This is a genomic window from Thalassospiraceae bacterium LMO-JJ14, from assembly GCA_021555105.2.
In the GTDB taxonomy this organism is placed as follows: Bacteria; Pseudomonadota; Alphaproteobacteria; order Rhodospirillales; family Casp-alpha2; genus UBA4479.
The window spans coordinates 1,918,765-1,932,131 of record CP134604.1; the positions used below are offsets into that span (position 1 = coordinate 1,918,765).

Annotated in this window: 15 protein-coding genes; 8 read left to right on the forward strand and 7 right to left on the reverse strand. The window is 58.4% G+C overall.

The genetic code is table 11. The features are described from left to right. Window positions 1-94: 94 nt before the first annotated feature. Entirely contained in the window at window positions 95-1,192 is a 1,098-nt protein-coding gene (gene purM / locus L2D14_09215; protein ID WNK01668.1) for a phosphoribosylformylglycinamidine cyclo-ligase, read from the forward strand. Further along, entirely contained in the window at window positions 1,180-1,830 is a 651-nt protein-coding gene (gene purN / locus L2D14_09220) for a phosphoribosylglycinamide formyltransferase (GenBank protein WNK01598.1), read from the forward strand. The genes purM and purN overlap by 13 nt, the downstream gene beginning before the upstream one ends. A gap of 52 nt (window positions 1,831-1,882) precedes the next feature. On the opposite strand, the gene ndk is transcribed toward purN, so the two are convergent. After that, the gene (gene ndk, locus L2D14_09225) at window positions 1,883-2,305 is read right to left on the reverse strand and encodes a nucleoside-diphosphate kinase (protein ID WNK01599.1); all 423 of its coding nucleotides are present in this window, start codon (window positions 2,303-2,305) and stop codon (window positions 1,883-1,885) included. Between the two features lie 174 nt (window positions 2,306-2,479). Here ndk and L2D14_09230 point away from each other — a divergent pair, with 174 nt between their 5' ends. Continuing rightward, window positions 2,480-2,794 (forward strand): NIPSNAP family protein, encoded by a 315-nt coding sequence (locus L2D14_09230; protein WNK01600.1) that lies wholly within the window; start codon window positions 2,480-2,482, stop codon window positions 2,792-2,794. Between the two features lie 54 nt (window positions 2,795-2,848). Here L2D14_09230 and L2D14_09235 read toward each other — a convergent pair whose 3' ends face one another. Next, window positions 2,849-4,414 carry a thiamine pyrophosphate-binding protein gene (locus L2D14_09235; protein WNK01601.1) on the reverse strand — a complete coding sequence of 522 codons (1,566 nt, stop codon included), beginning with the start codon at window positions 4,412-4,414 and terminating at the stop codon, window positions 2,849-2,851. After that, window positions 4,414-5,070, reverse strand: coding sequence for an RraA family protein (locus tag L2D14_09240; protein ID WNK01602.1), 657 nt, complete (start codon window positions 5,068-5,070; stop codon window positions 4,414-4,416). The genes L2D14_09235 and L2D14_09240 overlap by 1 nt, the downstream gene beginning before the upstream one ends. Window positions 5,071-5,236: 166 nt before the next feature. Here L2D14_09240 and L2D14_09245 point away from each other — a divergent pair, with 166 nt between their 5' ends. Further along, complete coding sequence (locus L2D14_09245) at window positions 5,237-6,427, forward strand: MFS transporter (GenBank protein WNK01603.1); 1,191 nt, start codon at window positions 5,237-5,239, stop codon at window positions 6,425-6,427. Between the two features lie 10 nt (window positions 6,428-6,437). On the opposite strand, the gene L2D14_09250 is transcribed toward L2D14_09245, so the two are convergent. Beyond that, on the reverse strand, window positions 6,438-6,662 hold the full coding sequence (locus tag L2D14_09250) for a hypothetical protein (GenBank protein WNK01604.1): 225 nt from the start codon (window positions 6,660-6,662) through the stop codon (window positions 6,438-6,440). 98 nt (window positions 6,663-6,760) lie between these two features. Here L2D14_09250 and L2D14_09255 point away from each other — a divergent pair, with 98 nt between their 5' ends. Next, complete coding sequence (locus L2D14_09255) at window positions 6,761-7,009, forward strand: DUF6460 domain-containing protein (protein ID WNK01605.1); 249 nt, start codon at window positions 6,761-6,763, stop codon at window positions 7,007-7,009. 14 nt (window positions 7,010-7,023) lie between these two features. Here the strand turns inward: L2D14_09255 and prpB are convergent, their stop codons facing one another. The 3 genes from prpB to L2D14_09270 form a co-directional block, all read right to left on the reverse strand. Then, the gene (gene prpB / locus L2D14_09260; protein ID WNK01606.1) at window positions 7,024-7,971 is read right to left on the reverse strand and encodes a methylisocitrate lyase; all 948 of its coding nucleotides are present in this window, start codon (window positions 7,969-7,971) and stop codon (window positions 7,024-7,026) included. 94 nt (window positions 7,972-8,065) lie between these two features. Then, window positions 8,066-9,331, reverse strand: coding sequence for a SulP family inorganic anion transporter (locus L2D14_09265; protein WNK01607.1), 1,266 nt, complete (start codon window positions 9,329-9,331; stop codon window positions 8,066-8,068). Between the two features lie 64 nt (window positions 9,332-9,395). After that, window positions 9,396-10,679: a 3-hydroxyacyl-CoA dehydrogenase NAD-binding domain-containing protein gene (locus L2D14_09270; protein WNK01608.1), complete on the reverse strand. Its 1,284-nt coding sequence runs from the start codon at window positions 10,677-10,679 to the stop codon at window positions 9,396-9,398. A gap of 47 nt (window positions 10,680-10,726) precedes the next feature. Here L2D14_09270 and L2D14_09275 point away from each other — a divergent pair, with 47 nt between their 5' ends. The 3 genes from L2D14_09275 to L2D14_09285 are packed head-to-tail and all read left to right on the forward strand — an operon-like array spanning window position 10,727 to window position 13,365. Next, window positions 10,727-11,686 carry a D-2-hydroxyacid dehydrogenase family protein gene (locus tag L2D14_09275; GenBank protein ID WNK01609.1) on the forward strand — a complete coding sequence of 320 codons (960 nt, stop codon included), beginning with the start codon at window positions 10,727-10,729 and terminating at the stop codon, window positions 11,684-11,686. After that, window positions 11,683-12,468 (forward strand): enoyl-CoA hydratase-related protein, encoded by a 786-nt coding sequence (locus L2D14_09280; GenBank protein WNK01610.1) that lies wholly within the window; start codon window positions 11,683-11,685, stop codon window positions 12,466-12,468. Before L2D14_09275 ends, L2D14_09280 begins: the two co-directional genes overlap by 4 nt. A gap of 24 nt (window positions 12,469-12,492) precedes the next feature. Continuing rightward, the gene (locus L2D14_09285; protein ID WNK01611.1) at window positions 12,493-13,365 is read left to right on the forward strand and encodes an isocitrate lyase/PEP mutase family protein; all 873 of its coding nucleotides are present in this window, start codon (window positions 12,493-12,495) and stop codon (window positions 13,363-13,365) included. Window positions 13,366-13,367: the final 2 nt, after the last annotated feature.

Sequence of the window (13,367 nt, forward strand, 5' to 3'; positions counted from 1 at the left end):
TCTGCGCGAGGTGGCCGCTCTTACGCCCTGTTTAAGCCTTGTTGGCACAGGGGACGGCGCGTAATTTAGCATACTAACGCCAAGGAGAAAGACCATTACCGAGCCGACTGAAAAAACCACGGATAAAGCCGCTTCCGCACTTAGCTACAAAGACGCTGGCGTCGATATCGAAGCCGGCAACGAGTTGGTGCGCCGGATCGGTCCGATTGCAGCGAAAACCATGCGTTCAGGTGTCGTTGCGGATTTGGGCGGTTTTGGGGCGTTGTTCGATGTTGCCAAGGCCGGATACAAGGATCCGGTGTTGGTTTCCGGTACGGATGGCGTCGGCACCAAGCTGATGCTGGCGATCGAAAGCGGTGTACACGGCAGCGTGGGTATCGATCTGGTTGCCATGTGCGCCAACGATCTGGTGGTGCAGGGCGCGGAACCGCTGTTTTTCCTGGATTACTTTGCCTCTGGGAAGCTCGACGTCGGGGTCGCGGAAAGTGTCATCACCGGCATTGCCGAAGGATGCAAGCAGGCAGGCGCTGCGCTGATCGGCGGCGAAACGGCAGAAATGCCCGGTATGTACGATGACGGTCATTATGACCTTGCCGGATTCTGCGTCGGTGCCGTGGAACGGGCCGACGTGCTGCCCAGATCGGACATCGCCGTTGGCGACGTTATTCTCGGTATAACATCTAGTGGTGTGCACTCGAACGGTTATTCGCTTGTCCGCAAGGTCGTGGCGCGCGCAGGTCTGGCCTGGGACGCACCATCGCCGTTCGACGAAGCTAAAACCTTGGCCGAATCGTTTCTGACGCCGACACGCATGTATGTGAAGCCCTGCCTCTCGGCGATCAAGGCCGGCGGCGTCAAGGCGCTGGCGCATATCACCGGCGGTGGGCTTGTCGAAAACCTGCCGCGCGTTCTGCCGAAAGGTATGGGGGCGGATATCGATGCCGCTGCATGGCAGGGCCTGGCGGTATTCTCGTGGCTAAAGAAAGCCGGAAATATCGACAGCGCCGAGATGTTCCGCGCCTTTAACGCCGGTATCGGCATGGTTGTCGTATGTGCACCGGAAGATGCCGGAAAGATTTCCGATACCCTTCGGGCCGCCGGAGAAACCGTGCAGATCATCGGTCAAATGACCGGGGCTGCCGGGGCTGATCCGGTTGTCATCAAAAACGGCGATGCGCTATGGCGCGGATGAAGATCGCCGTTCTCGTTTCCGGCCGGGGATCGAACATGCAGGCGATCCTCGATGCCAGTGCCGATAATCAATTCCCGGCAGAAGTCGCCGTCGTGATCTCAAATATAGAAGGTGCCCCGGCGCTGGCCCGTGCCGAAGCTGCCGGGGTCAGGACGGCTACGGTCCGTCACAAGGACTTCCCCGATAGGGAAAGCTTTGACCGGCGCGTCAGCGAAGAAATCAAGTCCGCCGGATGTGAGCTGGTCGTTCTTGCCGGGTTCATGCGATTGCTCAGCGAAGAATTCTGTGAAACGTGGCGTGACCGGCTGATAAATATCCATCCGTCCCTGTTGCCGTCCTTTAAGGGCTTGGATGTGCATGCGCGGATGATCAACGCCGGGGTCAGGTTCGGCGGTTGCACGGTGCATTACGTCCGCCATGAAATGGACACGGGCCCGATTATCGTTCAGGCGGCAGTCCCCGTTCATCCGGGCGATGACGCCGATACACTGGCGGCCCGCATTCTTGAGCAGGAACACATCATCTATCCGCTTGCCGTCAGGTGGATTGCCGAGGGCAGGGTCCGGATCACGGGCGAGGTTGTTCGGGTTTCCGGCGCAAAGGCGCCGGATGGGGCGTTAATCAACTATCAGGACTGAACATAAAAAAAACCCGGCCGAAGCCGGGTTTTTTGATTCGAACCGACCAAAGTCAGCCGACAATTTCGGTCTCAGCAAAGAAGAACGAAATTTCGATGGCGGCATTTTCCGGCGAATCGGAACCGTGCACCGAGTTGGCTTCGACGTTTTCGGCGAAGTCCTTGCGGATCGTACCTTCGTCGGCGTTTGCCGGATTGGTCGCGCCCATGATTTCCCGGTTCTTGGTCACGGCGCTTTCGCCTTCGAGAACCTGAACGACAACGGGACCCGAGGTCATAAAGTCACAGAGGTCGCCAAAGAACGAGCGTTCCTTGTGCACACCGTAAAATGCCTCGGCCTGTGCACGGGTCAGCTGAATGCGTTTTTGCGCGACAATGCGCAGTCCGTTTTCTTCGAAGCGGGCATTGATCTTACCCGTCAGATTACGGCGCGTGGCGTCTGGTTTAATGATCGAGAGTGTCCGTTCTACGGCCATGTCTCTCTCCTAGTCTGTTGCGGTTAAAGGTAAAAACCTAATTCGCCGGATTTTTTTACCGGTTCCATAAAAAGAAAGCCCCTCAAGCAGGAGCGGGCGGGTTATAACGGTCCCCAGACGGGGTGACAAGCCCATAAAAATGAAATCATCAACCACGGAACAGAGAGATATTCCATGATTATCGACCATCGCACCTACACCATCGCACACGGACGCAACAAGGAATATCTGGCGCTGTTCGAAGCCGAGGCACTGCCCGTGCAATTAAAGCATATAGGCAATCTGATCGCCTATTTCACCACCGCCGTGGGACCGGTGAACGAGGTTGTCCACCTTTGGGGATTTGAGGATTTCGCCGACATGGAGCGCCGCCGCAAGGCACGCGATGCCGATCCGGCATGGGCTGAATACAAGCGCAAGTCGGCTGGAATGCTGATCGACCAGCGGAACAAGATTCTCACACCGGCCAGCTTCTCGCCGCTGAAATAGCCGCCCATCTGCGTAAACGCGCTAGATTATCAGCCGCGTAAACGCGCTAGATTATCAGCCGCGTAAACGCGACATGTCATCGCCGTAACCGGCGGCATCGATGCGGACATCGATCAGCTTCGGTCCCGGTATTACAAGGGCTGCCTTCAGTTGCGTCGCATCGTTGGCGCGGACGCCCTGCCAGCCATAGGCCTTGGCGATGGCGGCAAAGTCCTGTGCCGGATAGCGGACGCCCAGGCTCGGCCGCTGTTGGCGTTGCTGCTTGATGTCGATCAGCGAGAGTGCGCTGTCGTTCATGACGACCAGCGTGATATCCAGGTTCAGTTCCCTTGCCGTTGCAAGTTCGCCGACGCACATGGAAATGCCGCCGTCACCGGTGACGGCCATGACCGGTGTCGCCGGATCGGCAAGCGCCGATGCTATGGCTGCGGGCAATGCATACCCCATCGTCGAAAGACCGTTCGATTTCAGAATGCCCTGTGGCTTCGTGGCCGGCCAGCGGCCGATGGTAGCGAACATGTGGGCGCCGGCATCGACGCATATGCGCGTGCCGTGATCTATCGATTCGCCGATCGCGTCGATCGCCGCCGCTGTCGAGAAGCCGTTGCTGTCAGGTGTGTAAATCCGTTCAGCAATGGCTTTCAATTCATTGAGGCCGCTGTCGGCCCAGCCGCTGTCCGTGAGGCCATCTCCGAGCGCGCGGAGGATCGTCTCAAGGGGGCCGGTCAGTTTAAGATCGAACGGCACACGCGGATTCGCGGGCGAGCCCTCGCCGATCTGAAGGAACGGGGGAAAATCCGCCGGCCATGTGCCCGGAATGAATTCAATCGGATCGAAGCCGATGCCTATTATCAGGTCCGCCTTTTGCAAAATCGGCATTTCACCGGCGGCCCCCGTAATCGGCCCGATGAATCCGGGGGATTCTGCGGATATAATGCCCCCCGCCTTATAGGTGGTCATGGCGGCGCAGCCCAGCCGGTCGGCGAACGCGCGGACGGCGTCCGCATGCAGGCGGGCTTCAAGGCCGACAATGACCATCGGCCGCTTGCTTGCGGCGATCATGCTTGCGGCGGCGGCAAGGTCATCTGTCGATGGCGGTGGTGGTGTAGCGTCATCTGACGGTATGCATGTGTTGGCTTTGGCGGCGGCATCGCCGGCCGTCAGCTCGACCATAACGGGGCCTTCAGGTGCGCTGAGCGTGGTCTTCAGCAAATTATCTAGAACCTCGGCGCCGTCGGCCGGTTGCAATCGTGCCGTGCCGCGCGAGATCGGTGCGAACATTGCCTGCTGATTGAAATGCTGATGCATCGTCGACGCCGGACCGTCGATGAACAGCACCATGGGCGAGCGCTCGAGCGATGCATAGGCAAGCCCGTTGGTGGCGCTTGATGCGCCAGGTCCGACGCCGACGAGAACCGCACCCGGGGCGCCGGTCAGTTCACCTGTCACGGCGGCCATGATGGTCGCTGCGGCTTCGGTACGGGTCAGTGTAAACGGAATGCCGGCCTTGTCGGCGGCATCGATCAGATCAAGGCTGGAGCCGCCGCCGGGTATGCCGAATATACGTGTCACCTTGCGGGCCTTCAGAACCTTTGCAATTTCTTCGGCAAGCGAGGCCATCAGATATTTCCAAACTTTTTCATGGCATCTGAAAACTTCATGCCGTTGCGAATTGCATCGGCCGCTTTTTCATCTTCGCGTGTGAACGCCTCGGCAAGCGTGATGACATCTTCGACGGCGCTGGCGGGTATCGACAGAATGCCCGTGTCGTCGGCGACGATCCAGTCCCCGGCGCTGACGGTCACGCCATCGACGACGATGGTCGTGCCGATGTCGGCGACCCGCAGGCGGCAACGCCCCGTGGTCGGGATCAGATGCCTGGAAAAGACCGAAAACCCGGCCTCGGCGGTTTCATCGGCATCGCGCGCGCCGCCGTCGATGGCAATCCCGGCGATACCCTTGTGCGCGGCTGCGAGCGATGCCATGCCGCCCCAGGTCGAATACGGGACGCCATCCGCGGCGACGACAATCACTTCGCCGGGGCTGGCGGCATCGATCATGGCGCCGACCCGGAAATCATCCGAACTGAAGGTGCCGAAGGGGCCGGATTCTTCCAGTACCGTGAGCGCCGGGCCGGCGAACTTCATGCCCGGCGCGACCGGTTTCAGATTGACCATGGTGCAGCCGAAGCAGCCCGTGCGGTCGAGAGCGTTTGCAATGGTCGATGTGGCAAGCGCACTGAGTTTTCCGGCGAGTGCCGTTTGCTGCGAATTCATGGCGTCCCCCAAATGTCGTTGGCGTGAATAGTAGCCGCACAGATGCGCGCGGCAAGTGCCGTTGTTTGAAATTCCTGCCTTGTCCGGGGCGGGATCATGTTATGCACATAAAGCATGGCGGTGAGCGTAAAAGTGGGAGTAGGCTCGTGCCGTTCAAGGGGGGATCATGCGCCGTACCGTAGTGCCGTTATGGCTTTCCAGTGCACCAAAGCCACGTGCCGGGACCTTCATTTTGCTGTTTGCAATTGAGGCTTGGTCCCGCGCGACGCTGATCACACTGGTGCCTTTACAGGCGCACAAGCTGATGGGTGATGCGCAGTCCGTCAGTTTGATTTATTTCGCCGTTTCGATCATCGGCTTGCTCTCGACCATGGTGATCCCGATGGTGGTTCACTGGATCAGACGCCGTTGGGCCTTTACGCTCGGCGGGGCGCTGATGCTGGCCGCGCTTTGGGGGTATGGGACCGGCGATCCCGTAGTGTTCGCCTTTGCGCTGGCCTTGCAGGTCGTGGCCACGGCGTTCCTCGAAATCGTGATGAATTTGTTCGTTCTTGACCATGTGCCGCGGGCTGAGATCACGAAGTTTGAACCGCGCCGGCTTGTTTTCGTCGCAGCACCGTTCACTTTCGGTCCCTGGCTCGGCGTCTGGCTGGCGGAAACGATCTCGCCGCAAACGACATTTAGCTTGGTCGCGGCATTTGTCATCGTGCTGATGGCTTTTTTCTGGTTTCTCAGGGTTACGGACAACCCGGCTGTTACCATGCCGTTGCGGCTTCCGCCGAATCCGTTGCGGTATCTGCCGAGATTCTTCAAGCAGCCGCGTCTGAGATTGGCATGGGTTCTGGCGACGGGGCGGTCCGCATGGTGGATGATGTTTTTTGTTTATGCGCCGATCTATTTGACGACGAGCGGATACACCCCGGAGACGACAGGCATGATCATGTCGATTTCACTCGGCTCGCTTTTTCTGGCGGGAATCTGGGGAGCCGTCGGGCGTAAATACGGGATGCGGTTTATTCTGATCCTCGGCTATGCCCTGGCCGGGGTCACGACGATCTTAATTGCCGTGATGCAGGGCTGGCCTGAATTGATTCTTGTCCTGATCGTGCTGTCTGCATTTGCCGCGTCGCTGGTCGATGGTGCCGGCAATATCCCGTTTCTCCGCGCCGTACATCCTTATGAGCGCGCCGAGATGACATCCGTGTTCGTCACATACAGGCATACGGCGCAGTTGCTGACACCGGGCGTTTTCTCGTTGGTGCTTGGTTTTTTTGCGCTGCCGGCGGTATTTGTCGCCGGGGGCGCCTGCTTCCTCAGCATGGCATGGCTGGCGAAGTATCTGCCGAAAAAACTTTAGGGTCCTGACCCTAGTCCTCGGTTTTCGGGAAACGCCGCCTGGACCAGCGGAAATAAACGATCATGTAGGCGAGGGCGAAAAAGAACCAGATGACGCCCCACCAAAGGATGAAGAGGGCTGTCGCCGCAACAATGGCCCATGTTGCCAGCACCGGCACCACGAGCCAGCCGATGAAGGCAAGCCAGCGGATCGGATGCGGCGGTCCGGGATTCGGTTTACCTTGGATTTCAGACATGCCGTTGTTCAGTTGATGCGTGTTGAAATTGAACAGGGCTGACGACGCGTGTAGTCTTGTCTGCGAAACAAACCAACATTCGCCAGGGGCCTGCGAACATGCCGCAAAATGTAATCGGAACCGTCTTCAAGATACTGATCGCTTCGCTGGTGCTCGGGTTCATCCTAAAGTTCCTTGAAATCGATCCCAAGGACCTGTTGCTAAATTTCGGCGAGACGATCCAGTCCGCGTTCGCATGGGCCGGTGAATTCATCGCCGGCAGTGTCGAATACGTTCTGATCGGTGCCGTGATCGTGGTGCCGATCTGGTTGATCGTGTTCCTGATCGGCAGAATCAAAGGCAAATAATTTATTCGCCTAATTTATTCTCCTGCCAGCCTTTTCGCCGTCGTGTCGTCGCCGGTAAAGGATGGTGCGACCGATTGCGCCACGCTTTCGTCCAACGCCTCGAAATCATGATATCCGATGATGTCGTAGCTTTCGGCCCGGGTCATCATGCGATCCTCGAAACCGCCAGTGCCGTCATTTTCGCGAATGTGTTTATATAGATCGCGCATGGCAAAACCGGAAACCCGCATCGAGGTCGCCGGCCAGATAACGATCTTGTAGCCGAACTCCTCGAACTGCTGGCCGGTGAAATGCGGCGTACGCCCGAATTCGGTCATGTTGGCCATGCGATAGCCGGTGGTTTCCTCGGCGAAGCGGCGGAATTCAGCTTCCGAGGCGAGGCCGTCGGGGAATACCACATCGGCACCGGCCGCTTTATAGATATTGGCGCGCGCGATTGCGCCTTCCAATCCTTCAACGCCGGCGGCATCGGTCCGCGCGATGATTACCAGGTCGCGGGCGGCCTTCTTTGCCGCGGCGATCTTGGCGGCAGCCTCCTCGGCGGGGATCAGACGTTTGTCGTTCAGATGGCCGCACTTTTTCGGCAGGAGCTGGTCTTCGATATGCACCGCCGCAGCGCCCGCCTGTTCCAGTTCACGGACCGTGCGCATGGCATTCAGGGTGCCGCCGTAACCGACATCGCCGTCGACGATGAGTGGCAGGTCGGTGGCCCGGGCGATCATCCGGGTAATGAAGCAAAGCTCATCCAGCATCATGACGCCGAGGTCCGGCAAGCCGAGGCTGGTAGTGACGGCGCCGCCCGAGATGTAGAGCGTTTCGAACCCTTCACGCTGGGCAATCCGGGCCGCGAACGGGTTATGCGTGCCGGGAACTCGGAGGATCTCATCGCGTTCAAGCAATTCACGCAGGCGGATGCCGGCGGGTTTGTCGTTGCGGGTCGGGCCTTCGAGCCATGTCGTCATCTTTTCTCTCCCTGGATCAGTTCTTGTTTCCAGATATATAGGCATTGCGCATTCACTGGCAATGCATCGCATATTCATGCTTGCCGCAAGAAGGTCAGCGGTCGGGGACGGTCCAGTCGCTCGGCGGCGGCTTTTCCTTGTAGAGCCTGAGTGCAAGGCCGATGGACACGCCGACACCGATGGCGACGGTCAGGTCGACGAGTACAGTCAGTGCCAGCGTAACCAGTAGCAGTAAACGGTCGCTCACCGGTGCCGACATGTACTCCCGCCATTTGTGCGGTTCGCTCATGCGCCACGCGGTGATCAGCAGCAATGCCGCCAGCGCCGGCATGGCAAGATATCCGGCCGCCGACGCAAACAGCATCATCGCAAGAAGGATCGTTACCGCATGAACCAGACCAGATACCGGCGTCTTGCCGCCAGCATTGACGTTGGTTGCGGTTCTGGCAATGGCACCCGTTGCCGGCATGCCGCCGAATAGAGACGAAGCGACATTGGCCGCGCCCTGTGCCAGTAATTCGGCATTCGGGCGGTGCTGCCCCTGTATCATCCGGTCGGCGACCATGGCCGATAAAAGAGATTCTACACCGGCGAGGAAGGCAATGACGAAAGCCGACGGCAGAAGTTCCTTGAGCTTGAGGAGCGTGATGTCCGGCAGTTCAGGTATCGACAGGTGATCGGGCAAGGCGCCGAACCGTGAGCCGATTGTATCTACCGGAAGCGCCATCAAAGCCACGGCAGCAGAACCGATCCCGACGGCAAAGATCAGTCCCGGCAGTTTCGGTGCCATACGGCGTAACACGATGATCAGGAACATCGTCGCAAGGCCGATCATCAGCGCGGAGACATTGAGACTTTCTCGCACCTGCCAAAGGGCTGAGATCTTGTGAATGAATTCGGCGGGCACCTTGTCCAGATCGAAGCCGAAGAAATCCCGCAACTGACTGGTTGCGATGATAATGCCGATCCCGATGGTGAACCCGTTGACGACAGCTTCGGGGACATAAGCGATCAACCGGCCCATTCTTAGGAATCCTGCGACCAACAGAATGATGCCGGCCATCAGGGTGGCGAGGACAAGGCCATCATAACCGTGTTCGGCGATGACGCTGAATACGACGACAATGAAGGCGCCTGTGGGGCCGCCGATCTGCACCCGGCTGCCGCCCAGTAAGGATATGAAAAAACCGCCGATGATGGCGGTGATAAGTCCTTTCGCGGGGTCTGCCCCCGAGGCGATGGCAATCGCAAGGCTTAACGGGATCGCAACCATGGCCACGGTCACGCCGGCGACGGCATCCGATCTGAACAAAGGCCAACTGTAGGACTGGATGGTGGTTAGGATCTTCGGTCTGCGCATGCCTGTATTTAACACAAGGTGTTGTTGTGGAATTAACGTTCAATCGCTTATTTTTACGTGAAAGTCACGAAAAGAATGATGTTTTACCGTTCTTTACGTATTCGGCGATCAGGGGGGCGGGCTCAAACATCCAGCCATGCCTGTTGTGCAAGTGCTTCAATGTCTCATGGACTGCGTCCAGACCAAGCTCGCTTGCGACATGCATCGGACCTGTTTTCGTTTCCGGAAATCCGTAACCGTATCGCCAGATGGTATCGATATCCTCTGCGCTTTCCACCATCCCCATGCCGAGCAGACGGGCGCCTTCGTTAACAAGTGCATAGAGGCATCGCTCGCGGATTTCGTCCGCGGAGATATCACGGCGCGCTATGCCGAGATCGTGGGATGTTTGTTCGATCAACGCATTTGCTTCCGGGTTCGCCAGACGCTTTCCGTCTTCATACAGATACCAGCCGCGCCCGGTTTTCCGACCGAACCAACCACGCTCACACATTCTGTCGGCGATGACCGGGTAGGGGGCGCTCAAGTCGATAAAGCCGCTGGCGATCTGTCCCTGGCGTACCTGCCATGCCACGTCCTGTCCGGAAATATCGCCGACGGCGAGGCAGCCGAGGGGAAATCCGAAATCCTGCATGGCCTGGTCGACAACTTCCGGATAGGCGCCTTCCTGCAGCAGGAAATAAGCCTGCCAGGTATAGCGGTGGTACATGCGGTTGGCGACGAAGCCGGGACCGTTGCCGACGCAGACACCGACCTTGCCGATCCGCTTCGAGAGCGCGAGCAGTGTTGCGACCGTTTCGGCGGATGTTACTTTGCCGCGCACGATCTCCAGTAATTTCATGACCTGCGCCGGGGCGAAGAAGTGCGCGCCGGCAATGTTTTCCGGCCGTGACGTCGTCGCCGCTATTTTATCGATATCTAGACTGGACGTATTCGTCGTCAGAATCGCGTGTGCCGGGCAGACGGCATCCAGCTTGGCAAAAATACGCGTCTTGATATCCATGTCCTCAAGCGCGGCCTCGATAACCAGATCGCATTCCGAAAGTGCCTGGATCGACGTCGCGCCCTTGATCCTTTCAAGCTCGGACGCCATTGCTTCCGCGCTCATGCGGCCGCGTTTGACCCTGTCTTCCAATCCGGCTCTGAGGCTTGCCAGCCCCGCATCCAGCCGTGCTTGTTCGACTTCGACGGCGGTAACTTCGATGCCGGCGCGTGCAAGGACGAGTGCTATGCCCTGTCCCATGGTGCCGAATCCGACAACACCGGCCTTGGCAATATTCGATGCGGTTTTGACGGTGCCGTTTGCGGCATTTTCATTTTCGACCTTGATTGAAGTGCCCTCGGACATAATCTCTCCTTTAACATCATGAAGTGAAGAAAGTATGGGGGAGGCGTATGACACTCAAGCTGGCAATTCTGGATGATTATCAAAACGCGGCACTAGGTTCCGCCGACTGGTCGGTTCTGGGCGACACGGAAATCACGGTTTTCGACAAGCACCTGGGTTGGGACGAAGACGTTATCGCCGGGGCCCTGCAGCCCTTCGACATTCTGGTATGCATGCGCGAGCGGACGCGCTTTCCGGCTTCGCAGATCGATAAGCTGCCGAACCTGAAATTCATGGTAACCACCGGCATGCGAAACAATGCGATCGACATGGCCCATGCAAAAGGCAAGGGGATTGTCGTTGCCGGTACCGCCATGCTGCCCTATCCGGCGGCCGAGCACGCGGTCGCGCTGATCACCGATCTATACAAGAAAATTTCCAAGGAAAGCCGCGTCATGAAAGACGGCGGCTGGCAGGCCTATGTATCTGAATCCCTGAACGGACGAACACTTGGGGTGTTGGGACTCGGGAATCTCGGATCACGCGTCGCTAAGTTCGGTCAAGCAATGGAAATGGATGTCATCGCCTGGAGCCAGAACCTGACCCAGGAACGCTGCGATGAAGTCGGTGTGCGCCTCGTCGACCGCGAAACCCTGTTCGGGGAATCGGATGTCATCTCGATTCATCTTGTGCTGAGCGAGCGGACGACGGACCTCGTTGGAGACGAAGAATTCAGTCTGATGAAACCGACAAGCTATATCGTCAACACATCTCGCGGCCCCATTATCAACGAAGCGGCACTGGTCAAAGCGCTGTCCAGCGGGGCCATCGCCGGCGCCGGTATCGATGTTTACGATGTCGAGCCGCTGCCAGCGGATCATCCCTTGCGCGGCCTCGACAATGCCGTGTTGACAGGGCATACGGGTTACGTGGTCAAGGAACTGTACGAGATGGCCTACACGCAAGTGGCTGAAAACGTTAAATCTTGGATGGACGGTGCACCGACGCGTGTACTGAATGATAAATGAGCAACGATCCAATTCTGGTTGAACGCAAGGGCGATATCGCCTTTGTCACCCTTAACAATCCGGCGAAACGCAATGCCCTGACACTGGCGGCGTGGCACTGGCTGTCGGAAACGATAACCTTGCTCGACGCCGACGAGACGCTACGCTGCATCGTCTATCGCGGTGCCGGTGACAAGGCATTCGCCGCCGGGGCCGATATTTCCGAATTTCCGGAAAAGCGCAGCACCGCCGAGCAGGCGTATCTTTATGGTGAAGCGACGGACAAGGCGTTGAACCTTCTGCTCGCCTGCCGTCATCCGAGCATTGCCATGATCCGCGGTGCATGTACCGGCGGCGGCCTTGAGATCGCGGCCTGCTGCGACATGCGGATCGCGTCCGACACGTCGCGGTTCGGGGTGCCGATCAAACGCATCGGCCATGCCTTTGCCGGATCGGAAATGAAGCCGCTGCTGGATCTGGTCGGCAAGGCTTTGGTGCTTGAGTTCCTTTTGGAGGGCCAGGTGATCGATGCCGCAGAGGCGCTTCGACACCGACTTGTGAATCGCGTTGTTGCCGATGCGGATCTGGAAACCGAAGTCGTGGAAACGGCTAAACGGATCGCATCGGGTGCACCGTTGGCGGCGCGCATGACAAAGAAAGTGCTGAACAGGCTGCTGGATGACCCGTCGCCGGTTTCCGAGGCGGAAACGCGCGACAGTTACGCACCGTGCGACAGTGAGGATTACCGTGAAGGCTATCAGGCGTTTCTTGAAAAACGCACACCTGTCTTCAACGGGCGATAGAAATACTTTACAGGAGATACAACCATGACCGCAGCCGCCAACCTTCAGGACCTTTTGAACAAGCCTGAAATCATCACCGCGCCGGGTGTTTTCGATGCGATTTCGACACGGCTCACCGAACAGGCCGGTTTCAGCGCAGCTTTCATGAGCGGCTTCATGGTTTCCGCTGTCCGCATCGGTGAGCCGGATACGGGCCTCATCAGCTATGCGGAAATGGTCGATCAGGGACGCAACCTTTGCAGCGCGGTCGACATTCCGGTGATCGGTGACGGCGACACGGGCTTCGGCAATCCCATCAACGTCAAGCGCACCGTGCAGGGATATGCGCAGGCCGGCTTTGCGTGCGTGATGATCGAGGATCAGGTTTCGCCCAAGCGTTGCGGGCATACGATCGGCAAACGCGTCGTGCCGTTCAACGAAGCGAAACAGCACCTGCAGGCGGCCGTGGATGCACGCGAAGCCGTTCGCGATAAGGGCGGCGACATCCTGATCATGGCGCGCACCGACGCCAACGGGCCGGAAGGCATGGACGAGGCGATCCGCCGCTGCGAAATGTTCCGCAAGGTGGGTGTCGACATCACGTTTCTGGAAGCGCCCAAGAACGAAGACGAAATGCGCCGTTACTGCGCCGAGGTCGATGGACCGAAGATGGCCAACATGGTCGAGCAGGGAACGACCCCTTATCTGTCGCCGAAGGAACTGGAAGAAATCGGCTACAAGGTTGCGATCTATCCGGCGGCCCTGCTGATGAGCGCGATCAAGGCGATGCAGGAAACGTTGCAGATGATCAAGTCGGGCGAGCAGGACCTTTCGAACCGGATTACCTTTCAGGAACTGCAGGCGATTGTCGGGTTCCCCGAATACTACGCCGCTGAAAAACAGTACGCGGCGGAGTAACG